The organism is Streptomyces sp. NPDC029836 (assembly GCF_055574495.1).
Window position 1 is genome coordinate 533,719 of sequence record NZ_JBVHZI010000002.1, and the last position, 26,001, is coordinate 559,719.

Genomic DNA, 26,001 nt, shown 5'->3' on the forward strand with positions numbered 1-26,001 from the left:
TCGGATCCATGCCACGCCGCCTCATGCACATCACCGGCGCAGACGGGGCTGCCCTGCGGGCCGCGCTGCGCGCACTGCGCACCCGCCTGGCCGTGCCCGAGGAGTTCCCGCCGGCGGTCCTCGCCGAGGCCGAGCGGGCCGCCGCCGAGCCCCGGCTGCCGTCCCTCGACGCCACCGACATCCCCCTCTTCACCATCGACCCGCGCGGTTCCGTCGACCTCGACCAGGCCATGCACCTCGCGGAGCGGACCGGCGGCGGCTACCGCGTCCACTACGCCATCGCCGACGTCGCCGCCTTCGTCACCCCCGGCGGCGCCCTCGACGCGGAGGCCCACCGGCGGGTCACCACCCTGTACTTCCCCGACGACAAGGTCCCGCTCCATCCGCCGGTCATCTCCGAGGACGCGGGCAGCCTGCTCCCCGACCGGACCCGACCGGCCCTGCTGTGGCGGCTCGACCTGGACGCCGAGGGCCGCGTCGAAGCCACCGAGGTCCGTCGGGCCCTGGTCCGCAGCCGCGCCCGCCTCGACTACGACGGCGTGCAGAAGGCCCTGGACACCGGCACCGCCGACGCCTCCCTGATGCTGCTGAGGGACATCGGCAAGCTCCGCGAGACGCTGGAGACCGAACGCGGCGGCATCTCCCTGAACGTCCCCGAACAGGAGATCACCGAGCGCGGGGGCACGTACGGGCTCGCCTACCGGGCTCCGCTGGCCGCCGAGGGCTGGAACGCGCAGATCTCCCTGATGACCGGCATGGCCGCCGCCGAGCTGATGCTCGCCGCCGGTACGGGCATCCTGCGCACCCTGCCGACCGCCCCGGACGGCGCGGTCGGCCGGCTGCGGCGCGCCGCGCAGGCCCTGCGGATCGACTGGCCGCACCACGTCCCGTACGCCCGTCTCGTCCGCTCCCTCGACCCCCGGCTGCCGGCCCACGCCGCCTTCCTCCAGGAGTGCACGACCCTGCTCCGCGGCGCCGGGTACACCGTGTTCACCGACGGCGGGACCCCCGACCCGGCCGTGCACGCGGCCGTCGCCGCCCCGTACGCCCACTGCACCGCCCCGCTGCGCCGGCTCGCGGACCGGTACGCGGGCGAGCTGTGCGTGGCGGCTTCGGCCGGGACCGAACCGGCGGCGTGGGCCGCCGACGCGCTGGCGGCGCTGCCCCGGGAGATGGCCGAGGGCACCCGGACGGCCAACGCGGTGGAACGCGCCTGCGTGGACCTCGTCGAGGCGACCGTCCTCGAGGACCACGTCGGGGAGACCTTCGAGGCGACGGTCATCGACGTCAAGGAACACGAGCCGCGGGTCGGCACCGTCCACCTGAAGGACCCGGCGGTCGTCGGCCGCGTCGAATCCGCCACCGGTGACCTCCCGCTCGGCGCCCGCATCCGGGTCCGCCTGACGGAGGCCGACCCGAGCACCCCGAAGGTCCTGTTCGCACCCGCCTGATCCGGCCCGGGGGCGGGCCCCGGAGGTGGGCGCGGCTGCGGCCGTGGCCCCCCGGGCCGCCGGGCTCGGCCCTGCACCGGATGTCGGGCCGGATCACGGGGGTGCGGGTTGCCGCAGGGCGGCGACCAGCGCGCGGGGGTCGTCGGCGTGGAAGCGGATCGTCCGGGCCCGGGCGCGGGCGCCGAGCGGGCGGCGGAACTCCAGCGGGCGGTTCAGCTCCAGGGTCACCGTGGTCTGGCTCCCCACGATCAGGTCCAGCACCTCGGCGTCGCCCCCCTCCGGGCCGTCGGACAGGGTGACCAGTCGGCCCTCCGGGTAGCGGCGGTCGACCCGGACCGAGGTCACCGCGTCCGCCGGGACGGTGAGGTCGAACAGGGCCCCGTAGCGGATCCGCAGGGACCCGTCGGGGCGCACCACGTGCGGTCGGGTCACGCAGGCGGCGTGCAGGGCCAGCACCAGCAGGATCCCGTACACGTCGAGGACCAGCACCACCCGGTGCACGGCCGGCCAGGGGATCAGGAACGCCAGGGCGACGGTTTCGACCACGGACACGAAGACCAGGCCGTACATCATCGCCGTCTGCGGTCCGGTGTAGCCGGCGGTGACGTCGCCGGGGCGGACCCCGTGCTCGCGGCGCAGCACCCACCGACCCAACGAGGCGACCGCGCGCAGCTCGTGCAGCAGCAGCCGGCGTACGGCGACCGGCACCACGGCCCGTACCGCCTCCCGGCGGGCCCCGGCCGGGTCGGCGCCGCGGGCGCGGGCGGCCCCGTACTGGGAGCGAATGACCCGGGCCTCCAGCAGCAGCACCCCCAGGACGAGGGCCTCGGCGGCGACCAAGGCCCAGCCGGGCAGCCGAACACCGGAGGCGACGCACAGGACGAGGAGCAGCTCGGCCGGTATGACGGCGGTGGCCGCGACGCGGGCCGCGCGGACGGCGCTCATCGCCGGCCGCCCTCGTCCACGCGCCGGGTGAAAGCGTCCATGACCCGGCGGACGACCTCGGCCTGGGCGGGGGCGTAGTCCGCGAGCAGCGCCTCCTTGACCCCTTCCGCGAGCACTCGGCCGTCGGTGGGGATCGCGGCGAACACCTCCTCGGGGACGGCCGCGACCAGCGCGTCGGCGAGGGGCTCGATCCGCGGGTCGTCGGCCGCGGCCCCTTCGAGCGCGTCGAGCCGTTCGTAGAGTTCGAGGATCCCCGGGCCGGCGGCGACCTGCCCGAGGGCCGCGTACACGGCCTCTCCTCCGGCGCCCGCGCCGTCCAGCAGGGTGAGGTGCTCGCGGTCCTTGGCGGCCGCGGCCGATTCCGTCGGCGGTGACTGGGCCAGCAGCGCGGCGAGGGCGGGCGACACGGGTTCGCCCTCGCCGGGGCCGGCGGCGAGCAGTACGCCGAGCCGGCGCCGGCGTTCGGCCAGTTCGGCCTCCTGCCGGGCGAGGTCGGCGTCGAGTTCCCGCAGGACGTCGGCCAGTTCGCGCCCGGCGTCGTCGGCGAGCACGTCGCGCACCTCGTCCAAGCTGAGGCCGAGTTCCGTGAGCCTTCGTACGCGGGCCAGCAGGACGGCGTCGCGCACGGTGTAGGCCCGGTATCCGTTGGGGCGCCGCTCCGGTTCCGGGAGCAGCCCGACATGGTGGTAGTGCCGGATCGCCCGGGTGGTGACCCCGACGAGCGCGGCGATCTCTCCGATCCGCATGCCCCTCAGTAGAAACCCTGACGCTGCGGCAAGGTCAAGCCGCCACGGACAGCCGGTAGCATGGTCGGCACGACAGACGAGTCGGCCGGGCGGCCGCGTCGGGGTCCCCGGATCCCGCCGAGGAACGTCCGGGCTCCACAGGGCAGGGTGGTGGCTAACGGCCACCCGGGGTGACCCGCGGGACAGTGCCACAGAAAACAGACCGCCGGGGACCTCGGTCCTCGGTAAGGGTGAAACGGTGGTGTAAGAGACCACCAGCGCCTGAGGTGACTCAGGCGGCTAGGTAAACCCCACCCGGAGCAAGGTCAAGAGGATCCGTCCCCGGACGGGTCTGCGCGGACGATCGAGGGCTGCCCGCCCGATGTCCGCGGGTAGACCGCACGAGGCCGGTGGCAACGCCGGTCCTAGATGGATGGCCGTCTCCCCGGCGACCGCGAGGTCTCCGGGCGACAGAACCCGGCGTACAGGCCGGCTCGTCTGCCGTACCCCTCCTTCGCGCCCGACGGCGCACGTACGAGAACCCCCGCCGGGACGGCGGGGGTTCTCGGCGCTACCGGCCCGGCCCGGCGCTCAGCGCAGGTGGCCGGTGTCGTTCAGGAGGCGGACCGAGGCGTTGCCGTCGGCGTAGTAGGCGACCGCCGACAGGGAGGCCGCGGAGAGTTCCATCCTGAACAGGGACTCCGGCGGGGCGCCCAGGGCGAGGCGGACCAGCGTCTTGATCGGGGTCACGTGCGTGACCAGCAGGACGGTGCGGCCCGCGTGGGCGGTCGTGAGGCGGTCGCGGGCGGTGGAGACCCGGCGGGTGACGGCCGCGAAGCTCTCGCCGCCGCCCGTGGGCGCCGCCTTCGCGGAGTCCAGCCAGGCCTGCAGGTCGTCCGGGAACCGCTCGCGCACCTCGGCGAAGGTCAGCCCCTCCCAGGCGCCGAAGTCGGTCTCGCGGAGCCCTTCCTCGACGGTGACGGGGAGCCCGAGGCGGTCCGCGACGGCCTGGGCGGTCTCCCGGCAGCGGCGCAGCGGTGAGCTGACGACGGCCTGTACGGTGCCCCGCGCGGCCAGCGCGGCGGCGACGGCCTCGGCCTGCCGGCGGCCGGCCGGGGACAGCTCGGGGTCGGTGCCGCCGCTGCCGGAGAACCGCTTCTGCGGAGTGAGGGCCGTCTCGCCGTGCCGGAGCAGCACGAACGTGGCCGGCGCGCCCATGTCGGGGCCCCAGCCGGTGCCCGTGCCCGTCTTCCCGGCCCGCGGCTCCGCCGCGGGGCCGCCGGGGGCGGTCCCGTCGTCGAACAGGGTCCCGGACTGCGCGGACTCGCCGGCCGCGACGGAGAGCGCCGCGGCGGTGTCGGGGGCGGTGTCGGGGGTGCGGGCGCCCGTGGCTCCGCCGGCGGCCAGGGCGGCGCGGACGGCCGCGGCGCCCTTCGCCGCGTCGCCGGGCGGCCCGGCGGGGGCCGCGGGGGCCGCGAAGACGGCCGTGGAGGCCGAGGGTTCCCACTGCTTGCCGCGCTTGCCCGCGTCCATCGCCTCGTTGGCGAGCCGGTCGGCGTGCTTGTTGCGCTCGCGCGGGATCCACTCGTAGGTGACCTGCGCGCGCGGCAGGACCTTCGCGGCCTCGGCGGCGAGCGGCTTCATGTCCGGGTGCTTGATCTTCCAGCGGCCGGACATCTGCTCGACGACCAGCTTGGAGTCCATCCGGACCCGGACCGTCGCGTCGGGCGCCAGTTCGCGCGCCGCCTTCAGGCCCGCGATGAGGCCCTTGTACTCGGCGACGTTGTTGGTCGCGACGCCGATGAACTCGCCGCGCTCGGCGAGCGTCTCACCGGTCGTCGGGTCCAGGACGACCGCGCCGTAGCCGGCGGGCCCCGGGTTGCCCCGGGATCCGCCGTCCGCCTCGACGACGAAGTGCGGCATCAGATGCCCGAGTCCGCCGCACGGACGAGGATGCGGCCGCAGTTCTCGTGCCGGACGACCTGGTCGCGGGCCGCGGACTTGATCTCGTTGATCTCCGCCATGTCCAGCTCCAACCGGCAGCCCTCGCAGCGGCGCTGGTACAGGCGCGCGGCGCCGACGCCGCCCTGCTTGACGCGGATCTTCTCGTACAGGGCCATCAGGGCGTCCGGCATGGAGCCGACGATGACCTCTCGGTCCTTGGAGATCCGGGCGGCCTCGTCGTCGATCTCACCGGTGGCGGCGTCGCGGCGCGCGGTGGCGTCGGTCAGCTTGGTCTCCAGGGCGGCGACGCGCTCGGTCAGGCCGGTGACGCGCTCCTGCGCGGCCTCCAGGCGCTCCATGACCTCCAGGACGACGTCCTCCAGGTCACCCTGGCGCTTGGCGAGGGAGACGACCTCGCTCTGCAGGTTGGCCAGGTCGCGGGCCGAGATGCCGACGCCGGTGTCGAGGCGCTGCTGGTCGCGGGCGGCCCGCTGGCGCACCTGGTCGACGTCCTGCTCGGCCTTGGTCTGTTCGCGGGCGGCGTCGCCGGCCTGGGTCCGGGCGGCGACGAGCAGGTCGCGCTGCTGGCTGAGGTCCTTGGTCAGGGAGTCGACCTCGGCGTGCTCGGGCAGCGACTTGCGCTTGTGGGCGAGCTGAGACAGCCGGACGTCCAGGGCCTGGATGTCGAGAAGTCGGATCTGGTCGGCGGGCTCGGCGTTCAGTTGGGGGCTCCTGAGTGAGAAGGGGGTGTGACGGACGGCGCGTGCGCCGTCCAGGGGTCGGTGACCGTGCGCGAGACGTGGGTCCGCAGACCCCATCCGTGGCGCTCGGAGATCGCGTCGAGCTGGGCGGCGGCCTGCTCGCACCAGGGCCACTCGGTGGCCCAGTGGGCGGCGTCGACGAGGGCCAGCGGGCTCTGCGCACGGGCCTCGGACACCGGGTGGTGACGCAGGTCCGCGGTGAGGAAGGCGTCCACGCCGGCGGCGCGGACCTGCGCGAAGAGGCTGTCGCCGGAACCGCCGCTGACGGCGACGGTACGGATGACGGCGTCGGGGTCGCCCGCGGTGCGGATGCCCTGCGCGGTGTGCGGCAGCCGGGCGGCGGCGCGGGCGGCGAACGCGCTCAGGGTCTCGGGGTGGTCCAGTTCGCAGATCCGGCCGAGGCCGCGGCGGCCCGTCGGGTCGGTGGGGTCGGGCACGAGGGGGCCGGTGATCCGCAGGTCGAGGGCGCCGGCCAGGGCGTCGGAGACGCCGGGGTCGGCGGTGTCGGCGTTGGTGTGGGCGACGTGGAGCGCGATCTCGTTCCTGATCAGCGTGTGCACGACGCGGCCCTTGAAGGTGCCCGCCTCGACGGTCGTGGTCCCGCGCAGGTAGAGGGGGTGGTGGGTGACGATCAGGTCGGCTCCCAGCTTCACCGCCTCGTCGACGATCTCCTGGACCGGGTCCACGGCGAACAGCACGCGGGACATCTCGGCGTCGGGGTCGCCGCACACGGTTCCGACCGCGTCCCACTCCTCGGCCCGCGAGGGGGGCCAGAGAGCGTCCAGCGCGGCGATGACTTCAGAGAGACGGGGCACAGGCCAAGGCTACCGCCCCTTTTTCGGGCCCCCCTTCGCCTCCGGGCCGCTCAGGGCCCGGCCGGGGGGTGCGTACGTCCGCGGAACGCCGCTCGGCGCCCGGGGTGGGCGGCGGCCGCAGGGACGGATGCGCGGCGCGGTGGGACGCACCTCAGCGCGCCCGTACCCCAAACGCCCCGATATGCAACAGCACAAACGTGCCTTCTTCTGCGGGCGAACCACCCCGTGGCCACCCGTACGTGTGAAGCCTGCTGCGACCTGTGGTTCGGCAGGGGGGACGAAACTAGCTTCCTCAGCGGAGGTGACGGCCCGGATGACTGTCTGCGCCATCGAGATCACGAGGACCGACCCGTTCACGATCACCGCCGACGGCGCGTACGCCGCTCGGCTGGCCGGTGAGGGGGAGGCGCGCTACCCGGAACGCTGGACGCTGGCCGGGCCGGAGGCGTACGCGGTGCCGTTGCCGCTCGCCCAGCCGGAGGAGGCCGACAGCGAGGTGCTGCCGTTGGCCGACGGGCGGGTGCTGATCCATCGCCGGGTCGCCGACCGGCACGTGTTCGCCCTGCTGTACCCGACGGGCACGGGGGCGGGGCCCCGCACCGGGGAGCTCGTCCTCGGCGCGATCCCGGCCCAGGAGGGGCTGCGGGTCACCCTGCTGCCCCCCTCGCCCGACGGGATCCGCGCCTACGCCCTGACCGTGGGGGCCGAGGACAGCACCGTCTGGCAGGTGGCCGGACATCCCGCCGGCCCGCAGCGGGTCGCCCACGTCCCGGGGCTCTGCTCGGGCGGTGTCTGGTTGGACCGGGCGGGCCGGCTGCTGGCGCTGGACCGGGAACTGGACGGGCGGACCAAGACCGTCGCCGTGGACCTGGCCGGCGCGGTCAGCCCGCTGCTGCAGATCTCCGAGGACAGTGACGACCGGCTGTTGTTGGCCGCCCCCGACAGCGGGCTGCTGGTGATCCGCTCGGACGCCCCGGGCGAGACGCGGCTCGGCTGGGGGGTGCTGGGCAGCGCCCGGCCCGTCCGCTTCCCGGAGTGCCTGCGGCTGGAGGAGGAGGCGACCCCGTTCGCGGTCCAGCCGGGCCAGGTCCTGATGCCGGAGACCTGCGGGGTCGCGCTGCGCGTGGGCGAGGCCGGCCTCGCGCTGTGGCATCCCGCCGACCGGCACGTGTTCCGGCTCGCGGCGCCGCAGGGCTGGCTGGGCGGTACGGGCCTGTGGACGGCGGAGGGCCGACTGCACCTCCCGTACGCCGTCCCGGAGGTCCCCTGCGGCATCATGAGCCTGCACCGGCCCGTCGCCCCGCCTCCGCCGGTGCGGCTGGACCCGCCGGTACGGCTGGACCCGCCGCCGGAGCCGGCTCCCCGGCCGGTCCCGCTCCAACAGGCCCCGCTCGGTTGAGGTTCGACCGGCCCCTGGTAGGCAGGGGCGGTGACGATCTCCGAATCCAGTGGTCCGGCATCCGGTGGTGCGACCCGCCCCTTCGACGCGGTGCTGTGTGACGTCGACAATGTGATCCGCTTCTACGACTCCACGCGCCTGACCGGGCTGGAACGCCGCGCGGGCCTGCCCGAGGGCGCCACCTCGGAGGTCGCGTTCGCTCCGGAGCGCGACGGTCCGCTGATGCGAGGCCGGATCACCCCGGCCCAGTGGGTGGAGTCCGTCACCGAGGGGCTGACCGGCGCGCACGGTCTCCCGGAGGAGCGGGCGCACGAGCTGGCCTCGGCGCTGGCGGGGGCCCCGTTCGCGGCGGACGACGGGACCGTCGAAGCGCTGCGCGAGGCCCGGGCGGCCGGGCTCACGCTGGTCCTGATCACGAACGCGACCCTGGACCTGGAGGACGACCTGGAGACGATGGGCCTGACCGGCCTCGCCGACCACGTCGTCAGCAGCGCCCGCGTCGGCGTGGTCAAGCCGGACCGGGAGATCTACGAGATCGCGCTCGCGCGGGCGGGGACGCCGCCGGCCCGCTGCCTGTTCGTCGACGACCGGCGGGAGAACGTCGAAGCGGCGGAGGCACTCGGGATGACGGGCGTGCACTACCGCCGCCCGGCCGACCTGCGGGACGCGCTCGGCTTCCTGGACTGAGCCATTGCGGACACGCCCGCGCGGGGCACGACCGGAGCGGACACGGCGGGGCGGCGGCCCGGGGGTCCCCACCCCGGCCGCCGCCCCTCCGCGTTCCGTGGCGGTCAGTCGTGCTTGAGGCCCAGTACCTCGGTCGCCGCGAAGGTCTCGTCCGCCGGACGGGAGTCGTAGTGCGGGGTGAGGACCTCGTCGAGCTCCTCGTAGGAGAAGGCCTCCTTGGTGGTGTCGAACTTGGCGGCCACCCGCGGGCGTTCCATCACGACCACGATGCCGCCGTGCACCACGAACAGCTGCCCGTTGGCCTTCGCGGAGGCCGGGGAGGCCAGGTAGCCGACCAGCGGGGCGACGTGCTCGGGGGCGAGGGCGTCCAACCTGCCCTCCTCCGGGACCTGGAAGCCGGCGAAGACGTCCTCGGTCATCCGGGTGCGGGCGCGCGGGCAGATGGCGTTGGCCGTGACCCCGTACTTGGCCAGCGCCAGCGCGGTGGAGGTGGTCAGACCGACGATGCCGCCCTTGGCCGCCGCGTAGTTCGGCTGACCGGCGGAACCGCCGAGGAAGGCCTCGGAAGAGGTGTTGACGATCCGGCCGTAAACCGGGCCGCCCGCCGCCTTGGACCGCTCCCGCCAGTGCGCCGAGGCGAAGTGCGTGGTGTTGAAGTGGCCCTTGAGGTGGACCCGGATCACCGAGTCCCACTCCTCCTCCGACATGGAGAAGACCATCCGGTCCCGCAGGATCCCGGCGTTGTTGACGAGGACGTCCAGTTTGCCGAAGCGGGACACCGCCAGGGCGACGAGTTCCCGGGCCTGCTCGAAGTCGGCCACGTCGCCCAGGTGCGCCACCGCCTGTCCGCCCGCCGCCCGGATCTCCTCGGCCACCTCCTCCGCCGGCGCGGCGGAGGCCTCCCCGGAGCCGTCCCGGCCGCTCTGCCCGAAGTCGTTGACGACCACGCTCGCGCCGAGCCGGGCGAGTTCGATCGCCTCGGCCCGGCCGAGGCCGCGTCCGGCGCCGGTGACGATGGCGGAGAGTCCCTCAAGTGGCAGTGACATCCGTACGGTTCCTCTCGATGCGGGTCAGGGGTCGCTACGGGTCGGGGCTCGCTACGGTGGGTTCGCCGCGGGTCAGAGTTCGATGCAGGTGCGCAGGGCCGTGCCGGTGCGCATCTGGTCGAGGGCCTCGTTGATCTCGGCGAGCTTCACCCGGTGGGTGATCAGGCCGGCGAGGTCGACCCGGCCGGCCCGCCACAGGGCGATGGTCCGCTCGTAGGAGCGCAGCACGTCCCCGCCGCCGTACATCGACGGGAGGATCTTCTTCTCGTCGAAGAACAGCGAGAACATGTCGATCTGGTAGGTGTCGTCGAGGGCGCCCGCGCCGACGATGACGACGCTGCCGCCGCGCCGGGTCATCCGGTAGGCGGTCTGCGCGGTGGCGGACTTGCCGACGACCTCGAAGACGTAGTCGAAGCCCTCCCCGGAGGTGATCCGGTTCTTGGCGTCGTCGAAGGCGTCGGGGGCGATGGCCTCCGACGCGCCGAAGCGCAGGGCCGCCTCGCGCCGGGACTCCACCGGGTCGACGGCGATGATCTGGGCGGCGCCCTCGAGCTTGGCGCCCTGGATGACGGAAATGCCGACGCCGCCGCAGCCGATGACGGCGACGGAGGAACCGGCCTCCACCTTGGCGGTGTTGATGGCCGCGCCGAGTCCGGTGGTGACCCCGCAGCCGATGAGCGCGGCGATGTCGAAGGGCACGTCGTCGGGGATCGGCACGGCGCACTTGGCGTCGACGACGAGTTCCTCGGCGAAGGTGCCCGTCGCCGCGAAACCGAAGATGTCCCCGCCGGCCCGACGGAAGTTGGGGGTGCCCGCGTTGACCAGGCTCGCCAGGCACAGGTGGCCCTGGCCGCGCTTGCAGGACGGACAGTCCCCGCACGGCGGCAGCCAGCAGACCAGGACCCGGTCGCCCTGCTTGAGGTGGGTGACCCCGTCACCGACGTCGGCGATGACCCCGGAGCCCTCGTGGCCGGGGATGAAGGGCGCGGGCTGGGGCAGGACGCCGCTCATCGCGGAGAGGTCGGAGTGGCACAGGCCGGTGGCCCTGATGCGGATCTTCACCTTGCCGGGACCGAGACCGACGGCCTCCATGTCCTCGACGACCTCCAGCTTGTCCTGGCCTATCTCGCTCTGGAGTGCTGCGCGCACGGTGCGGCTCCTTCTGGTCGGTCCGACTGTGTTGCTGCGGTGCGTGGGTGCGTGGGTGCGTTGCCTCGTCGCCTCGCCGCCTCGTCGCCTCGTCGCCCGATGGCTGCGGCGGCGCCCTACGCGTGTTCGACGACGGTGTCGGCGAGGACCGGCGCGTCGTCCCGTTCGACGGCGGTGACCGCGATCAGGACGCGGTCGGTCTCCTGCCACATCCGGATGCGCAGCGTCTCGCCGGGGAAGACGATCCCGGCGAAGCGGGTCCGGTAGGCGCGGACCCGGGACACGTCGCCGCCGAGCACGGTGTCGACGACCGCCTTGAGGGTCATCCCGTACGAGCACAGGCCGTGCAGGATCGGCCGGTCGAAGCCCGCGAGCTTGGCGAACTCGGGGTCGGCGTGCAGCGGGTTCCAGTCGCCGGAGAGCCGGTAGAGCAGGGCCTGGTCCTCCCGGATGCGGCGCTCCTCGACCCGGTCGGGGGCCCGCTCCGGCAGTTCCGACCGCACCGAGGGCCCGCGCTCGCCGCCGAAACCGCCCTCACCGCGTACGAAGAGCTGCGCGTCGCTGGTCCAGAGCGGCCCGTCGGGGTCCGCGACCTCGGAGCGCAGCACGATCACGGCGGCCTTGCCCTTGTCGTACAGGGCGGCGACCTTGGAGGTGGAGGTGGCCCGCCCCTTGACGGGGATCGGCCGGTGCAGCTCGATGGAGTGGCCGCCGTGCAGGACGGAGGCGAGGTTCACGTCGATGCCGGGTGCGGCGAGTCCGCCGAGCATGGCCATGCCGGCGCCGGCGACGGTGGCGAAGCTGGGGAGCACGTGGAGCTTGGACTCCAGGGTGTAGCGCAGCTCGTCCGGGTCGGTGGCCGGCAGGCCCGCGCCGAGTCCGAGGTGGTAGAGCTGGATGTCCTTGTGGTCCCAGCCGATGTCCCCCTGGCGGGGTTCGGCGGCGAGGGCCCTGGCGGCATCGATCGGCATGAGGCTGCTGCTCCCTGTCGTTGGAGACCGGGGCCCGCGAGAAACCGGACACCGGAACCCAGGGGTCGTCGGAAACCGAGGCCGTCGGGGCCTTGGAAGACCTCGGTGCGGCCGTCCGCACCGTCGGCCGCACCGAGGTCGTATGCGGGACCGGCCCCGGACCGCGTTCTAGAACGCGTTCTAGGGCTGGTGAGGGAATGTATAACGCACGCCCCAGCAGTTGGGAAGACTCCTGACCTCACGTCAGACGCACTTTCCGTCACGCGTGTTGCCGTTCGGGGGCGGTGCCCGGACTTACCCTTCCGGGGTGGAAGAGATGCCCTCCGCGCACCGCCCCGCCCGGTCCCTGCGCGTGCTGCTGCACCCGGCGAACCCGGCCCTGGCCGTGCACCTCGGCCTCCAGCCGGACATCGAGGTCGTCCGGGACCTGACGGCCCGCCCGGTGGTGGCCCTGGTCGAGGACCCGGCCTCGGTCGCCGCGTTGCTGGCCGACGATCCGGAGTGCCGGGTCCTGGTCCTGACGGGTTCGACGCGGCCGGGCCTGCTGGACGCCGTCCTCGCGGCGGGCGCGGCCGGCCTGGTCCTGCGCGACGGACCCGTCGACGACCTCGCGGACGCGCTGCGCCGCGCCTCCCGGGGCGAGACCGTGATCGACCCGGCGCTGGACCGGCCGTGAGCCGGGCGGGCGCACGTCGCGCCGGGCCCGGACGGGCCGCCGGGAGCGTGCGTCAGACCGCCGCCGGCTGGAAGGGGAACAGGGCGTCGACGCCGTCGGGCCGTACGACGCCGTAGGTGCTCTCCGGTACCTCGTTCCACGCGCCGGGCAGGTCACCGAGGGGCTCGGAGACGATGAGCCGGGTCTCGTCGGAGATGCCCCGCAGGAACGCCTTGTCGGGGTGCAGTCGGCGCAGCGTCTCGACCCGGCTGCTGTAGAACAGCGAGCGGGAGCTGTGCCCGCTGGAGTAGCGGAAGCCCCAGATCCGTACGCCGTCGGTGATGGCGAGCGTCATCTGCAGAGGAAACTCCACGCCGTGGTCACGGCCCGCCCGCTCCACCACGCCCGCCATGCGGGCGACGGCGGTGGGCGGGTCCTCTTCCAGACCGAAGGTGAGGGCCAGGTAGAACATCACCTCGGAGTCCGTCGTCCCCTCGATCTCGGCGAACAGGGCCGGGTCGACCAGCATGCAGAGTTCGCGGCGCATGAGGTGGAAACCGGAGACGGCGCCGTTGTGCATGAACATCCAGCGGCCGTGCCGGAAGGGGTGCGAGTTCGTCTGCTGCACGGCCGTGCCGGTGGAAGCGCGGATGTGCGCGAAGAACAGCGGGGAGCGGACGTGGTCCGCGATCTCCCTCAGGTTCCGGTTGTTCCACGCCGGTCCGATGTCACGCAGGACGGCAGGTGTTTCGCTGTCCTCCGTTTCCGTGTACCACCCGACGCCGAAACCGTCGCCGTTCGTCGTCTCCACACCGAGTCTCGAGTGCAGGCTCTGATCGATCAGCGAGTGGGCGGGTTTGTACAGGATGGTGTCGAGCAACATGGGCGTTCCCGAGTACGCGAGCCATCGGCACATGTGCCATCACCTGTGGTCCCTGGAGTGCGAGCCCCGACCCGGGCCCACCCCGACCCGCCCCGGCCCCCACCCGACGGGTGACGGCACGGGGCGCGGTCCGGCCCTCCCATTCTCGGCTCCCTCCCCGGGGCCCGCCACGCGGGGCGCCGCACCGCGGGACGCCGCACCGCGGGGCGGGCCTGCCGGTGGTCCTACCGCCGCAGCATGGTCACCACCGCCGCCCCGCCCAGCCCGATGTTGTGGGCGAGGCCCACCCCCGCGCCGGGGACCTGGCGCGGGCCGGCCTCGCCGCGCAGCTGCCACACCAGCTCCGCCGCCTGCGCGAGCCCCGTCGCCCCCAGCGGGTGGCCCTTGGAGATCAGGCCGCCCGACGGGTTGACCACCCAACGTCCGCCGTAGGTGGTGGCGCCGCTCTCGACGAGCTTGCCGGAGGCCCCGTCGGCGCACATGCCGAGGGCCTCGTACGTCAGGAGTTCGTTGATGGAGAAGCAGTCGTGCAGCTCGACCACGTCGACGTCCTCGATGCCGAGCCCGGAGCTCTCGTACACCTGGCGGGCCGCGGCGGCCGTCATCGGCTTGCCGACGACGTCGACGCACGAGCCGCCGAAGCTCGCCGCGGTGTCCGTGGTCATCGCCTGACCGACGATCTCCACGGCCTTGTCGTGCAGTCCGTGCCGGACGAGGAAGCGTTCGGAGACCACCAGCGCGGCTGCCGCGCCGTCCGAGGTGGGCGAGCATTGGAGTTTGGTCAGCGGCGCGTGGATCTCCTTCGCCGCCAGGATCTCGGCGATCGTGTACACGTCCTGGAACTGCGCGTTCGGGTTGTTCGCGGAGTGCCGGTGGTTCTTCGCGCCGACCGCCGCGAGCTGCTCGGGCGTGGTCCCGTACCGGTCCATATGCTCGCGGGCCGCGTTCCCGAAGATCTGGGCGGTGGGCGGGGACATCTCGAAGCCGTGCGCGGCGGCCATGATCCCGTAGTGCCGGGCGACCGGGGACGTCCTGCCGAGATCCTCAGCGGCTCCGCCGCGGGCACCCCCCTCCGCGCCGCCGCCGAGCGCGCCGCGCTTCATCTTCTCGAAGCCGAGCGCGAGGACGCAGTCGCTGATCCCGCCCTCCACGAACTGCCGCGCCATCATCAGCGCCGTCGAGCCCGTCGCGCAGTTGTTGTTGACGTTGTAGACCGGGACCCCGCTGAGCCCCAGTTCGTACGCGGCCCGCTGGCCCGCCGTGGAGGCCTGGAAGCAGTAACCGACCGGCACCTGCTCGACGAGCCCGTAGTCCACGCCCGCGTCCGTCAGCGCGGCGGTGCCGGCCTCCTTGACCATGTCCCAGTACTGCCAGTCCCGCGATTCCGGCTTCTCGAACTTCGTCATGCCGACGCCCACGATGTACGACTTCATGTCCGTGCAGTCCCTTCAGTCCCTGGGGAGGCCGAGAATCCGCTCGGCGACGACGTTGAGCTGGACCTGGGTGGTGCCGCCGGCGATGGTCAGGCAGCGGGACATGAGCATCCCGTGCACCGCCCGCTCGCCCGCCCCCTCCCGTACCGCGCCCGCCGGACCCAGCAGTTCGAGCGCGAGCTCGGCGGTCCGCTGCTGGTGCGGGGTCTGGAGGAGTTTGCGTACGGACGCGCCGGCGCCGGGCTCCAGCCCGGACACCTGCTGGAGGGTGGTCCGCAGCCCGATGCAGGCGAGCGCGTGCGCCTCGGCGGCCAGCGCGCCGATCCGCGCCCGTCGGTCCCCGTCGAGGCCGGCGCAGGCGGCGATCAGCGCTTCGAGGCCGGTGTCGAAGGTCATCTGGTCGGCCATGTGGACGCGTTCGTTGCCCAGGGTGTTGCGGGCGACCTTCCAGCCGCCGTCGGCGGCGCCGACCAAGGCGTCCGAGGGGAGTTCGGCGTCGTCGAACCAGACCTCGTTGAAGAGGGCCTCGCCGGTGATCTCCTTGAGCGGGCGGACGTCGATGCCCCGGGTGTGCTTCATGTCGACGACGAAGTAGCCGAGGCCCTTGTGCTTCGGCGCGTCCGGATCGGTTCGGGCCAGCAGGATCCCGTAGTCGGCGGTGTGCGCGGAACTCGTCCACACCTTCTGCCCGTTGATCCGCCAGGTGCCCGTCGGGGTGCGTTCCGCGCGGGTCCGCAGCGAGGCCAGGTCGGAGCCGGCGCCCGGCTCGGAGAAGAGCTGGCACCAGGTCGTGTCGCCGCGCAGGGTGGGCAGGACGTACGCCTCCCGCTGCGCGTCCGTGCCGTACGCGAGCAGCGAGGGCACGACCCAGGTGGCGATGGACAGGTCGGCGAGGCGGACCCCGGCCTCCTCCAGTTCCTGTTGGACGACGAGCTGTTGGACGGGCCCCGCGCCCAGTCCGTACGGCGGCGGCAGGTAGGGGGCCGCGTAGCCGGTGGGGGCGAGCGCCCGGCGGGCGGCGGCCGGGTCGAGGCCGCGGGCCGCCGCGATGGCGGTGCGGGCGGCCGCCCGGTGGGTCTCGGCCTCGGCGGGGAGTTCCAGGCGCAGGACGCGCCGGGCGCCGGCGACGGCGTACCGCACGGCGCTCAGCCGGTGGCCGTCGCCGGGGCCGAGGAGTTGGCGGGCCACGAGCGCCCGGCGCAGGTACACGTGGGCGTCGTGTTCCCAGGTGAAGCCGATGCCGCCGAGGATCTGGATGCAGTCCTTGGCGCAGGACCAGGCGGCGTCGAGGGCGGTCCCGGCGGCGAGGGCGGCGACGAGCGAGCGGGCGGCGGGGTCCCCGTCGGGTTCGTCCGCGCAGTTCACGGCGTCCCAGGCCAGGGCGCGGGCCTGTTCGAGGCGGACCAGCATGTCGGCGCACAGGTGCTTGACGCCCTGGAACCGTCCGATGGGCCGGCCGAACTGCTCGCGGACCTTCGCGTAATCGGCGGCCGTGTGCACCGCCCAGGCGGCGGTGCCGCAGGCGTCGGCGGCGAACAGGGCGCGGGCCAGGTCGGTGACGAGGTCGGCGTCCAGCTCCAGCAGCCGGTCGGCGGGCACGGTGACCGCCCGGGCCCGGACCTCGGCGGTGGGGCGGGTCGGGTCGGCGCTCTCGTGGGTGCGGATGTCGAGCGCGGCGGCGTCCACGGCGAACCAGCGCGTGGCGGGGGCGACTTCGGCGGATGCGGTGGCTTCGGCGGGCGCGGTGGATGCGGGGGCTTCGGCGGGCGCGGTCGATGCGGGGGCTTCGGCGGATGCGGCGACTGCGGCGACTGCGCCGCCCCCGCCGGCCTCCGCCGGGCCGGCGGCCAGGAGGACCAGTTCGGCCTCCCCCGCGCCGAGCACCGGCGGCGCCACCCCGTCCAGCCGGTACCCGCCGCCTTCGACGGCGACGGCGGTGATGTTGCCGGGCCCGAGGGCCACCGCCCCCACGCGGCGGCCGAGCGGTTCGACCCCGGCCCGGTCCAGGAGTACGGAGGCCAGCGCGCTCGGCAGGAACGCCCCGGGCAGCGCCGCCCGGGCGGCCTCCTCCACCACGACGGCCAGGTCCAGCAGCGTCCCGCCCTCCAGGTGGGGCGCCAGCAGTCCGGCCGCCGCGAGGCCGTCCCAGTAGGCGGGCCGCAGTCCGCTCCGCGGCGGGGCGTCGAGCAGCTTGCGCACCTCCTCGGGCGGCACGGCCCGTGCGACCCAGCCGCGTACGGCGGCGGCCAGCTCCCGTTGTTCCCCAGTGATTCCGATGCCCATGCGCGGCAGGCTAGAACACGTTCCATTCTGACGGAAGGTCAGAACGAGAACGTGTTCTCCTCACACCGGACTTCGGCCGGCGGGCGCCCCCGACCCCCGCCGCGCCGTTCAGCGCCGGCTGAGCGCGGTCCCGGACCCGACCCGCGTCAGCTTCTCCGGGTTGCGGACGTAGTAGAGGTCCGCGATCCGGTCCCCCTCGACCCGGAACGTCAGGACGCCGTCGAACTCGCCGTCCAGCCGGAGGATCAGGGCCGGGTCGCCGTTGACCACGGTCGGGGTGCCGGTGACCGCGACCCCCTGCTTGGCGATGCCGCCGACGATCAGACGCGCCACCTTGTCGGCGCTGACGACCGGGCGCGGACCGGCCTGTTTGACGCCGCCGCCGTCGGCCACCAGCACGGCCTCGGGGGCCAGTACGTCCATCAGGCCCTGCAGGTCCCCCGTTTCGAGCGCGCGCCGGAACGACTCCACGGCCGCCCGGGCCCGGGCCGGGGAGACCACGGCGCGGGGGCGGCGGGCGTCGACGTGCCGGCGGGCCCGGTGCGCGATCTGCCGCACGGCCGCCGGGCTCTTGTCCACGGCGGCCGCGATCTCCTCGAAGCCGACGGCGAAGACCTCGCGCAGCACGAAGACGGCCCGTTCCGTCGGCGACAGGGTCTCCATGACGAGCATCATCGCCATCGACACGCTTTCGGCGAGCTCGACGTCCTCCGCCACGTCGGGCGTCGTCAGCAACGGCTCCGGCAGCCAGGGCCCGACGTACGACTCCTTGCGGCGGCTCAGGACGCGCAGCCGGTTGAGCGCCTGCCGGGTCGTCATCCGCACCAGGTAGGAGCGCGGGTCGCGGACCTCGGCCGGATCGACCTCGATCCAGCGCAGCCAGGTCTCCTGGAGGACGTCCTCGGCGTCGGCCGCCGACCCGAGCATCTCGTAGGCGACGGTGAACAGCAGGTTCCGGTGGGCGAGGAACGCTGCGGTCGCCGACCCCGGGACGGACTCGTCGGGCCCCGGCCCCTTCCCGGTCGCGACCGGCCCCCGACCGTCCGCGGCCCCCGTGCGTGCGTCCATGGCGCGATCCCCCTCCGTTTTCCCTCGGCGGCCGGCCGCTACGGCCGGCCGCGCTTCCACCGACTCAGACTGCCCGTTCGACCGTAACAACCCGCTCGGGGCCCTCCGCCCGGGCCAACCGCCGTCGGCGCTTGGCTGCTCCCGAAATCCGGTGCAGCTTGTACGCCCCGGGCTTGGCCGCCTCGCCGGCCAGGTGCTCGACGACGGCCCGGCACACCTTCTCCTTCAACCTCGCTCCGAGGCCGCCGTCGATGTGCAACCGGATGGCGATGTCGTCGCGGGCGAACTGGAAGATGCCGTCGTGGCGGCCCAGGCTGATGCACTGGGCGCCGAAGGGCTGGTTGAGCGGCTCGGGCTCCTTGCCCCCGATCCGGCTCAGCACCGTGTCGGCGGCGCGCGCGCCCAACGGCATCGCTGCCTGGCAGCTCATCCGCGGCGGCAGGTTCGACGGGGCCGCCGAATCCCCGGCCGCGACGATGCGGTCGTCGTCCACGCTGGTCAACGTCTCGTCGGTGAGCAGGCGACCCAGGGCGTCGGTGCTGAGCCCGCTGCGCGCCGCCAGCTCCGGCACCCCGAACCCGGCCGTCCAGATGGTCACCGCGCTCGGCACCTCGCGGCCGTCGCGCAGCCGCACCATCCGGTCCGTCACCGCCGTCACCACCGTGTCGGGGCCTTCGAGCACCGCCACCCCGAGTCCGGCGAGCCGCCCGGCGACCGAGCGCCGACCGCGCGCGTGCAGGTACGGGCCGAGCGGACCGCCGCAGACCAGGGTCACGGCACGCCCCGCCTCCGCCAGCTCGGCGGCCGTCTCGATGCCGGTGGGACCGGCGCCGACGACGGTCACCGCGGCCTCGGCGGGAGCGGCCTCCAGTACCGGCCGCAGTCGCCGCGCGTCCTCCAGGGTGGCGATCGGGTGGGCGAACCCGGCCGCGCCGGGCACCGTCGGGTCGGCGCTGCCGCTGCCCACCGCGTAGACGAGGTGGTCGTAGCCGACCGTCCCGCCGCCCGCCAGGGCCACGCCGCGCCCCGCCGCGTCGATCCGGGTCACGCTGTCGACGACCAGCCGGACGCCCTGGGCCAGCACCTCCCGGTACGGGACGACCGCGTCGCCGGTCCCGGCCGCCAGCTGGTGCAAGCGGATCCGGTGGACGAAGTCCGGCCGCGGGTTGATCAGCGTCACGCTCACGTCGCCGCGCAGCGTCAGGCGGTTGGCCGCCATGACGCCGGCGTAGCCTCCGCCGATCACGACGACCTCGGTGTTCTCGGCCATGGTCTCCACTCCGTCTCTCGGGGGTCCGCCCTCGCGGTCCGTCGCTCGGGTTCGCCCTGAAGACACCGCGGCGCCGCCGATTGTGACAGGTTGTGACGCAGGTCACGCCTGACGGCGAAACGGGCCCCCACCGGCGGGCGTCGAGAAGGCCGCCCGCGCGTCCGCCGCCCCCGACGCGCGGCAGCGCGCCGGCCGCCCGCGCTCGGGGATAATGCCTGCGAACAAGTGGATCAAGGGGGATGGGGGCCGGGGGCGTGGGCGCAACGATCGAGGGCCGCTACGAACTCGCCGAGTTGCTCGGCAAGGGCGGCTTCGGCGAGGTGTGGCGGGCCAAGGACAGTCGGGTGGGTCGCTGGATCGCGGTGAAGATCGGCTTTCCGGACACGCCCGAGGACATGCGCCGCTTCGAGCGGGAGGCCGGCCTGGCCGGGAACCTCGCCCACCCCAACATCGCCACCATCCACGACTTCGGGCGCACCGAACACGGCGGGCGCGACGCGGTGTTCCTCGTGATGGAACTCCTGCGGGGCCGCAGCCTCGCCCAGGTCCTGGACGCCGGGGTGCCCCCGCTCGCGGACGCCCTGGAGTGGGTCGCGCGGATCGCGGACGCGCTCGGGGCCGCGCACGACGCCGGGATCGTGCACCGGGACGTCAAGCCGGGCAACGTGATGGTCACCGACGCCGGGGTGACCAAGGTCCTCGACTTCGGGATCGCCAAGTCCCACGGCTCGCCCACCACGGACCTGACGGCCACCGGCATGATCATCGGCTCGTTCCCGTACATGGCCCCGGAACGCTGGACGGGCGGTTCGACCGGCGTCCCCGTCGACGGCCGCGCCGATCTCTACGCCCTCGGCTGCGTGCTGATGCAACTGCTCACCGGCCGGCTGCCCTTCCCCGGCGGGGAGGTGCACGAACTGCTCGCCCAGCACCTCATGACCGAGCCGGCCCTGCCCGGTTCCGTACGGGAGGACCTCCCGGCCGCCCTGGACACCCTCGTGCGCGACCTCCTCGCGAAGGCCCCGGGCGACCGCCCGGAGAGCGGCCGGGAGGTGGTCCGCCGACTGCAGGAGATCACCGGGTCGCCGGCGGCGGCGCGGGACGCCGCCCCGCGGCCCGTCGCCGGCGGCGCCCTCGTGTCGTTCCCGCCCCCGCCGGCGTACTCGCCGACCGTGCACACGGCCGCCGGCGACCCGGTCCGGGCGATGCTGGAACGGCGGCTGACGCTGCTGTTGGAGGACCGCCCGACGGACCTCGCCGCCCGGCTCGGCGTACTGGTCACCGACCTGTCGGAGGAGCTCGGCGCGCACGACGCCCTGACCGTGCGGGCCGCGTACCACCGGGCCATGTCCGTACGCGGGCACTCCGCCACCGATCTGGAGCGGATCCTGCCGAGGATGGTCCGGGTCCTCGGGCTGGAGCATCCGGACACCATCGAGGCGCGCGCCACGTACGTCGGCGAGGCCGCCGCCCACGGGCCCGGCGGCGGTCGCCGGTACGAGGCCGAGCTGCGCGAGGTCATCGAGCAGGCCGATCGGGTCCTGGGCATCGGACACCCGGTCACGGTGACCGCCCGCTACCACCTGACCGGAGCCCTCCAGCGGGGCGAGGGGAACCGCGCCGGCGCGGAGACCGCGGCGCAGGCGCACGCGGAACGGGCCTGGCTCGCTCCGCTCCTGCCCGACCTGGACCGGCGCCTGCCCGCCGACAGCCCGGTCCTGCTGGACGTACGGCGGCGCCTGGCGCACGACGCCTGGCTGGTCGGTGACTTCGGCACGGCCGCCCGGCTCTACCTGTGGCTGTACCCGGACCCGGAGGCGCTCGCGGCCCACGGTGACGCGGTGATGGCGCACCGGGTGGTCCGCAGCATCGGCGAGGCGGGCGACCCCGACCGCGCGCTGGAGCTCCTCAAGCCGTTGCTGCACCGGCTCCACCTGACCGCCGGCAACACCCACTGGCTGACCCAGGAGGCCACGGAGACCCGTGACGAACTGCGGCGGGTGCTGCGGGAGGACCGGAGGTCGGAGCGCGGAGCCGGCCTGGCCCGCCTGTTCGGGCGCTGAGTCGGCGGCGGCACACGTCCGCCCGCGCACCCCGGCCGTAGCGTCCTACCAGCGGGTAGGGCAGCATGGGCCGCCACCGATCCGCAGCTCAGGAGGAACGACATGGCCACCCCCAAGCCGGAGACCCTCGCCGCCTTCGAGGCCGCCAAGGGGTTCATGCCCGTACGGGAGGGCCTCGCCCTGTACGAGGCCGCCACCGCGGCGGCGGCGCTCGGGCTGCCGCTCCTGGAGGTCGGGACGTACTGCGGTCGCTCCACCCTCCTGCTCGCGGACGCCGCCCGCGAGGCGGGCGTGCCGGCGATCACCGTCGACCACCACCGGGGCAGCGAGGAGCAGCAGCCGGGCTGGGAGTACCACGACCCGACGGTGGTGGACCCGGAGGTCGGGCTGATGGACACCCTGCCCACCTTCCGCCGGACCCTGCACAAGGCAGGGCTGGAGGACCACGTGATCGCGATCGTCGGCCGCTCCCCGCAGGTCGCCGCCGCCTGGGGCGGCAAGCTCGGGTTCGTCTTCATCGACGGCGGCCACACCGACGAGCACGCGACGGGCGACTACGAGGGCTGGGCTCCGCACGTCGCGGAGGGCGGCACGCTCGTCATCCACGACGTGTTCCCCGACCCGGCCGACGGCGGGCAGGCCCCGTACCGGATCTACCTGCGGGCGCTGGCCTCGGGCGCCTTCGAGGAGATCTCCGTCACGGACTCGCTGCGCGTCCTGCGCCGCACCGGAGCGGGCAGCGGGCCGGACCGCACGTCACCCGGCGTTTAACCGATAAGCGCACCGCCCACGAATGGCGGATGGTCCCTCCGGACGACGGTCGGGCGCTCTAGCATCGCGAGGTGCGCTACGACAACAGCCCCCCGTCCCCCGAGTCCGGCTCGTCGATCAGCCCGGACCGGCCCTGGTACACCCGGCGTTCCACCCTCGCGGTCGCGGCGGCGGTGCTCGCGCCGACCTGCCTGGCCGGCTGGGTGCTGACCCAGGCCCTGGCGGGGCCGGCCGCCGGCGACCCGCAGACCCGGGCGGCGCCGCAGCCCGCCTCGCACACCGCCCCGGGGGGCGCGGACGGGAAGGCCGGCGCCACCCCGAGCGCCCCGGCCGCGCCCGCCTCTCCCGCCGCGTCGGGCTCGCCCCTGCCGTCGGGCCCGCCCCTCGCCTCCGGCTCGCCGGGCGCTCCCGCCGCCGCCCCCAACCCGCTTGCGGGCCGGACGGTGGTCATCGACCCCGGACACAACACGGGCAACTTCAAGCACTCCCGCGAGATCAACCGTCAAGTCGACATCGGTACGAACCGCAAGGAGTGCGACACCACCGGCACCACCACCAACTCCGGCTACATGGAAGCCGAGTTCACGATGGACGTGTCGCGCCGCCTGCGCACGGTCCTGGAGGCACGCGGGGTGAAGGTGCTCTTCACCCACGAGGCCGGCCCGGAGCGCCCGTGGGGCCCCTGCATCGACGAGCGGGCCCGCATCGGCAACGAGGCCAAGGCCGACGCGGTCGTCTCGGTCCACGCCGACGGCGTCTCCGAGGGCAGCCGCGGCTACCACGTCATCCTCCCGGCCGCCGTCCGCGGCGGTTCCGCGGACACCTCGAAGATCGTCGGACCGTCGCGCACGCTCGGCGAGCGGATCGCCGGCAACTTCGCCCGGACCACCGGCACCGGTCCCGCCAACTACCTCGGATCCGGTACCGGTTTGGTGGTTCGTGACGATCTGGGCGGACTGAACCTCTCGACCCGGCCCAAGGTGTTCATCGAATGCGGCAACATGCGTGACGCCAAGGACGCGGCGCTGCTGACGAGTCCGGAGTGGCGGCAGAAGGCCGCGCAGGGCATCGCCGACGGCATCGTCGGGTTCCTCGGCGGGTAGTCCCACCGGGCGGCCCGCCGCCCCGGTCAGCCCGGTCACGGAAAACCTCCGTACCATGGTGCCGCCCGCCCCGCTCCAGCCCTGATCTGCGACCGCGGCACCACGAGACGACCGAGACCGAGAAGGACACCTGAGAAGTGAACATCCGCTCCCTCACTCGAGGAGACGGCGTGGTGATCGGAGCAGCGGCGCTGCTGTTCATCGCCTCGTTCCTCGACTTCTACTCCGCCACCGGCCTGGACCTCCCGAGCGCGTGGGACACCGACGTCTACCGGTTGGTCCTGCCCACCATCTTCCTCACCGGCTTCATCGCGGCCGGCCTGCTCGTCTTCGCACGCCTCCAGCCCGAGGGCCGCAAGCTCGCGGGCCTGCCGCTGTCGGCGTGGGGCACCGTGCTGGCCGTTTCCGCCGCCTGGGCCGCGCTGTGGTCCCTGATCACCAGTCCGTCCGGGGCCGACCTCGGCGCCGGCAGCATCATCGCCTTCCTCGCGACCCTGGTCCTGGCCGGTGTCGCGATCGCCGGGTCCAAGATCCCCGCCCTCGCCGGCAAGCTCATGCCGGAGCCGCGGCCCGCCGCCGTCCCGCCGCCGTTCGGCGCCCAGCAGCAGCCGGGCAGCGGATACGGCTATCCGGGCGGGCAGCAGCCCCAGCCCTACGGATCCACCCCGCAGCCCGCCCCGCCCTACGGCGGTACGCCGAACCCGGCGCCCGGCCCGCAGGACCACTCGGGCCCCTCGGGCCACCGGCCCACCCCGGCTCCCGCCCCGACCCCGGCCGCGGACTTCACGCCGTTCTGGTTCGCGGTGCCGGTGGCCCGTCCCCTCTTCGGTGAGGACGGCTCCCCCACCCCGATCGCCGAGCTCGCGCCCGGCACCTGGTACCTGGCCGTCGACCAGCGCGGCCCCGCCACGCTGATCGCGCAGACCCAGGACGGCCGGCGCGGCGTCCTGAACGACACCTCGGGCATCCAGCGCGGCTGAGCACGCCCCGGCCCGCCGGGACAGCCCTCACGGCCCCCCGCCCTTCCGGGCGGGGGGCCGTTGCCCTACAGTCACCTGACGCGTCGTCAGACACCGGTGAGGGGACTTCCATGCGGCTCGGACTCGCACTCGGGTACTGGGGCCGCGGGCCCGCACCCGCCCACCTCGACCTCGCCGTCGAAGCCGAACGCCTCGGCTACCACTCCGTCTGGACCGCCGAGGCCTGGGGCTCCGACGCCTTCACCCCGCTCACCTGGATCGCCGCGCACACCTCCCGGATCCGGCTGGGCACCGCGATCGCGCAGATGGCCGCCCGCAGCCCCACCGCCACCGCCATGCACGCCCTCACCCTGGACCACCTCTCGGGCGGCCGGATGACGCTCGGCCTCGGCCTGTCCGGACCCCAGGTGGTGGAGGGCTGGTACGGGCGCCCGTTCCCGTCGAGCCCGCTCACCGCCACCCGCGAGTACGTCGACGTCATCCGCCAGGTGCTGCGCCGCGAGGCGCCCGTCGTCGTCGACGGCCGCTTCCACAGCCACCCGTACCGCGGCGCGGACGGCACCGGCCTGGGCAAGCCCCTCAAACCGATCACCCACCCGCTGCGCGCCGACCTCCCGCTGCTGCTCGGTGCCGAGGGCCCCAAGAACATCGCCCAGACCACCCGGATCGCCGACGGCTGGCTGCCGCTGTACTGGTCGCCCACCCGCACCGACGTCTACCGGGCCTCCCTCGGTGACCTCCCCGAGAACTTCATGATCGCCCCGATGGCCCGGGCCAAGGTCTGCGAGGACGTCGCCGAGGGCCTGCTGCCGGTCAAGGCGATGCTCGGCTTCTACATCGGCGGCATGGGGCACGCGGCCCGCAACTTCCACGCCGACCTCATGGCCCGGATGGGCTACGAGGAGGAGGCCCGGCGCATCCAGGAGCTGTTCCTCGCCGGCCGCAAGGAGGAGGCCGTCCTCGCGGTCCCGGACGCCTTCGCGGACGAGATCTCCCTCGTCGGCCCCCGCGAACGGATCGCGGAACGGCTGGAACTGTGGCGCAAGGGCCCCGTCACCGACCTGCTGGTCACCGCCCCCGACCCCCACACCCTGCGCGTCCTGGCGGAACTGAACGGCTGAGCGGGCTCCTCGGGCTCCTCGGGCTCCCAGCGGTCGAACGGGAAGCCCCGGCTACTCGGGGACGGCCTCCAGCAGTTCCCGTACGTCCAGGGGCATGACGGCGATCTCGATCTCCCCGCCGCCCTGCAGGGCGCAGGCCACGATCCGTGAGCCGGGGTTGATGGCGATGCCCTCGCGCACCGTCGGCACCCGTACGCCGGTCGAGCGGGCCCCCGACAGCGGCACGGCCTCGCCGCGCCGGGGCTCCCAGCGCAGCACCTCGCCCCGGCCCGCGTGCACGCGGCCCGCGCGCCAACGGCCCGCACCGGCCGGGTGGCGGGCCATGCACGGGATGCCCACCGGCTTACCGGCGGCCTGACGCGTGCGGTGCTTGCGGCGGACGAGCCAACCGGCTCCGGCGGCCACGACGCCCAACACCAGGAATTCGATCACACGGACCATTGAAACAGCCCGGGAACGCGGGCGGGCCGGACGGTGG

Annotated in this window: 23 protein-coding genes and 1 other RNA gene; 10 read left to right on the plus strand and 14 right to left on the minus strand. The window is 74.2% G+C overall.

The genetic code is table 11. The features are described 5' to 3' along the window. The first annotated feature begins 8 nt into the window (after positions 1 to 8). Positions 9 to 1,451 (plus strand): RNB domain-containing ribonuclease, encoded by a 1,443-nt coding sequence (locus ACZ4XJ_RS08185; protein ID WP_362877158.1) that lies wholly within the window; start codon positions 9 to 11, stop codon positions 1,449 to 1,451. Between the two features lie 93 nt (positions 1,452 to 1,544). Here ACZ4XJ_RS08185 and ACZ4XJ_RS08190 read toward each other — a convergent pair whose 3' ends face one another. Next, the gene (locus tag ACZ4XJ_RS08190; protein WP_468495665.1) at positions 1,545 to 2,396 is read right to left on the minus strand and encodes a hypothetical protein; all 852 of its coding nucleotides are present in this window, start codon (positions 2,394 to 2,396) and stop codon (positions 1,545 to 1,547) included. Further along, entirely contained in the window at positions 2,393 to 3,142 is a 750-nt protein-coding gene (locus ACZ4XJ_RS08195) for a MerR family transcriptional regulator (RefSeq protein WP_468495666.1), read from the minus strand. Before ACZ4XJ_RS08195 ends, ACZ4XJ_RS08190 begins: the two co-directional genes overlap by 4 nt. A 77-nt stretch (positions 3,143 to 3,219) precedes the next feature. Between ACZ4XJ_RS08195 and rnpB the strand changes: the two genes are divergently transcribed. Further along, positions 3,220 to 3,622, plus strand: an RNA gene (gene rnpB, locus ACZ4XJ_RS08200) — RNase P RNA component class A. Between the two features lie 90 nt (positions 3,623 to 3,712). On the opposite strand, the gene ACZ4XJ_RS08205 is transcribed toward rnpB, so the two are convergent. From ACZ4XJ_RS08205 to ACZ4XJ_RS08215, 3 genes are read right to left on the minus strand one after another with little or no spacing between them, the layout of a single operon-like run. Further along, a complete protein-coding gene (locus ACZ4XJ_RS08205; protein WP_468495667.1) occupies positions 3,713 to 5,044 on the minus strand; it encodes a bifunctional RNase H/acid phosphatase in 1,332 nt (443 codons plus the stop codon). Beyond that, the gene (locus tag ACZ4XJ_RS08210) at positions 5,044 to 5,787 is read right to left on the minus strand and encodes a zinc ribbon domain-containing protein (RefSeq protein WP_362877266.1); all 744 of its coding nucleotides are present in this window, start codon (positions 5,785 to 5,787) and stop codon (positions 5,044 to 5,046) included. Before ACZ4XJ_RS08210 ends, ACZ4XJ_RS08205 begins: the two co-directional genes overlap by 1 nt. Further along, positions 5,784 to 6,641: a Nif3-like dinuclear metal center hexameric protein gene (locus tag ACZ4XJ_RS08215; protein WP_468495668.1), complete on the minus strand. Its 858-nt coding sequence runs from the start codon at positions 6,639 to 6,641 to the stop codon at positions 5,784 to 5,786. Before ACZ4XJ_RS08215 ends, ACZ4XJ_RS08210 begins: the two co-directional genes overlap by 4 nt. A 313-nt stretch (positions 6,642 to 6,954) precedes the next feature. Here ACZ4XJ_RS08215 and ACZ4XJ_RS08220 point away from each other — a divergent pair, with 313 nt between their 5' ends. Both ACZ4XJ_RS08220 and ACZ4XJ_RS08225 read left to right on the plus strand, forming a co-directional pair. Continuing rightward, the gene (locus tag ACZ4XJ_RS08220) at positions 6,955 to 8,040 is read left to right on the plus strand and encodes a hypothetical protein (protein ID WP_468495669.1); all 1,086 of its coding nucleotides are present in this window, start codon (positions 6,955 to 6,957) and stop codon (positions 8,038 to 8,040) included. 30 nt (positions 8,041 to 8,070) lie between these two features. Next, positions 8,071 to 8,727, plus strand: a complete 657-nt coding sequence (locus ACZ4XJ_RS08225) for an HAD family hydrolase (RefSeq protein WP_362877152.1) — start codon at positions 8,071 to 8,073, stop codon at positions 8,725 to 8,727. 104 nt (positions 8,728 to 8,831) lie between these two features. On the opposite strand, the gene ACZ4XJ_RS08230 is transcribed toward ACZ4XJ_RS08225, so the two are convergent. From ACZ4XJ_RS08230 to ACZ4XJ_RS08240, 3 genes are all read right to left on the minus strand, one after another. Continuing rightward, positions 8,832 to 9,773, minus strand: a complete 942-nt coding sequence (locus ACZ4XJ_RS08230) for a 3-oxoacyl-ACP reductase (protein ID WP_362877151.1) — start codon at positions 9,771 to 9,773, stop codon at positions 8,832 to 8,834. A gap of 72 nt (positions 9,774 to 9,845) precedes the next feature. Then, positions 9,846 to 10,922: a Zn-dependent alcohol dehydrogenase gene (locus ACZ4XJ_RS08235; protein WP_468495670.1), complete on the minus strand. Its 1,077-nt coding sequence runs from the start codon at positions 10,920 to 10,922 to the stop codon at positions 9,846 to 9,848. A 116-nt stretch (positions 10,923 to 11,038) separates the two neighbouring features. Continuing rightward, positions 11,039 to 11,893 carry a MaoC/PaaZ C-terminal domain-containing protein gene (locus ACZ4XJ_RS08240; RefSeq protein ID WP_468495671.1) on the minus strand — a complete coding sequence of 285 codons (855 nt, stop codon included), beginning with the start codon at positions 11,891 to 11,893 and terminating at the stop codon, positions 11,039 to 11,041. Between the two features lie 316 nt (positions 11,894 to 12,209). Between ACZ4XJ_RS08240 and ACZ4XJ_RS08245 the strand changes: the two genes are divergently transcribed. Next, entirely contained in the window at positions 12,210 to 12,569 is a 360-nt protein-coding gene (locus ACZ4XJ_RS08245) for a response regulator (protein WP_468495937.1), read from the plus strand. A gap of 52 nt (positions 12,570 to 12,621) precedes the next feature. Here ACZ4XJ_RS08245 and ACZ4XJ_RS08250 read toward each other — a convergent pair whose 3' ends face one another. From ACZ4XJ_RS08250 to ACZ4XJ_RS08270, 5 genes are all read right to left on the minus strand, one after another. After that, positions 12,622 to 13,464, minus strand: coding sequence for a class II glutamine amidotransferase (locus ACZ4XJ_RS08250; RefSeq protein ID WP_468495672.1), 843 nt, complete (start codon positions 13,462 to 13,464; stop codon positions 12,622 to 12,624). Positions 13,465 to 13,655: 191 nt separating this feature from the next. Next, on the minus strand, positions 13,656 to 14,864 hold the full coding sequence (locus ACZ4XJ_RS08255) for a lipid-transfer protein (protein WP_468495673.1): 1,209 nt from the start codon (positions 14,862 to 14,864) through the stop codon (positions 13,656 to 13,658). A 15-nt stretch (positions 14,865 to 14,879) separates the two neighbouring features. Beyond that, positions 14,880 to 17,147 carry an acyl-CoA dehydrogenase gene (locus ACZ4XJ_RS08260; RefSeq protein WP_362883817.1) on the minus strand — a complete coding sequence of 756 codons (2,268 nt, stop codon included), beginning with the start codon at positions 17,145 to 17,147 and terminating at the stop codon, positions 14,880 to 14,882. A gap of 108 nt (positions 17,148 to 17,255) precedes the next feature. Continuing rightward, the gene (locus tag ACZ4XJ_RS08265) at positions 17,256 to 18,215 is read right to left on the minus strand and encodes an RNA polymerase sigma-70 factor (RefSeq protein ID WP_362883818.1); all 960 of its coding nucleotides are present in this window, start codon (positions 18,213 to 18,215) and stop codon (positions 17,256 to 17,258) included. 64 nt (positions 18,216 to 18,279) lie between these two features. Further along, positions 18,280 to 19,485, minus strand: coding sequence for an NAD(P)/FAD-dependent oxidoreductase (locus ACZ4XJ_RS08270; RefSeq protein WP_362883820.1), 1,206 nt, complete (start codon positions 19,483 to 19,485; stop codon positions 18,280 to 18,282). Positions 19,486 to 19,739: 254 nt separating this feature from the next. Between ACZ4XJ_RS08270 and ACZ4XJ_RS08275 the strand changes: the two genes are divergently transcribed. The 5 genes from ACZ4XJ_RS08275 (at position 19,740) to ACZ4XJ_RS08295 (ending at position 25,523) form a co-directional block, all read left to right on the plus strand. Then, positions 19,740 to 21,548 carry a serine/threonine-protein kinase gene (locus ACZ4XJ_RS08275; protein ID WP_468495674.1) on the plus strand — a complete coding sequence of 603 codons (1,809 nt, stop codon included), beginning with the start codon at positions 19,740 to 19,742 and terminating at the stop codon, positions 21,546 to 21,548. Positions 21,549 to 21,650: 102 nt separating this feature from the next. Beyond that, a complete protein-coding gene (locus ACZ4XJ_RS08280) occupies positions 21,651 to 22,319 on the plus strand; it encodes a class I SAM-dependent methyltransferase (RefSeq protein ID WP_362883824.1) in 669 nt (222 codons plus the stop codon). Between the two features lie 71 nt (positions 22,320 to 22,390). Then, complete coding sequence (locus ACZ4XJ_RS08285) at positions 22,391 to 23,422, plus strand: N-acetylmuramoyl-L-alanine amidase (RefSeq protein ID WP_468495675.1); 1,032 nt, start codon at positions 22,391 to 22,393, stop codon at positions 23,420 to 23,422. Positions 23,423 to 23,559: 137 nt separating this feature from the next. Further along, on the plus strand, positions 23,560 to 24,402 hold the full coding sequence (locus ACZ4XJ_RS08290; RefSeq protein ID WP_468495676.1) for a DUF5336 domain-containing protein: 843 nt from the start codon (positions 23,560 to 23,562) through the stop codon (positions 24,400 to 24,402). A gap of 110 nt (positions 24,403 to 24,512) precedes the next feature. After that, positions 24,513 to 25,523, plus strand: coding sequence for an LLM class F420-dependent oxidoreductase (locus ACZ4XJ_RS08295; RefSeq protein ID WP_362883829.1), 1,011 nt, complete (start codon positions 24,513 to 24,515; stop codon positions 25,521 to 25,523). Between the two features lie 51 nt (positions 25,524 to 25,574). Here ACZ4XJ_RS08295 and ACZ4XJ_RS08300 read toward each other — a convergent pair whose 3' ends face one another. Then, a complete protein-coding gene (locus ACZ4XJ_RS08300) occupies positions 25,575 to 25,955 on the minus strand; it encodes a hypothetical protein (protein ID WP_362883831.1) in 381 nt (126 codons plus the stop codon). Positions 25,956 to 26,001: the final 46 nt, after the last annotated feature.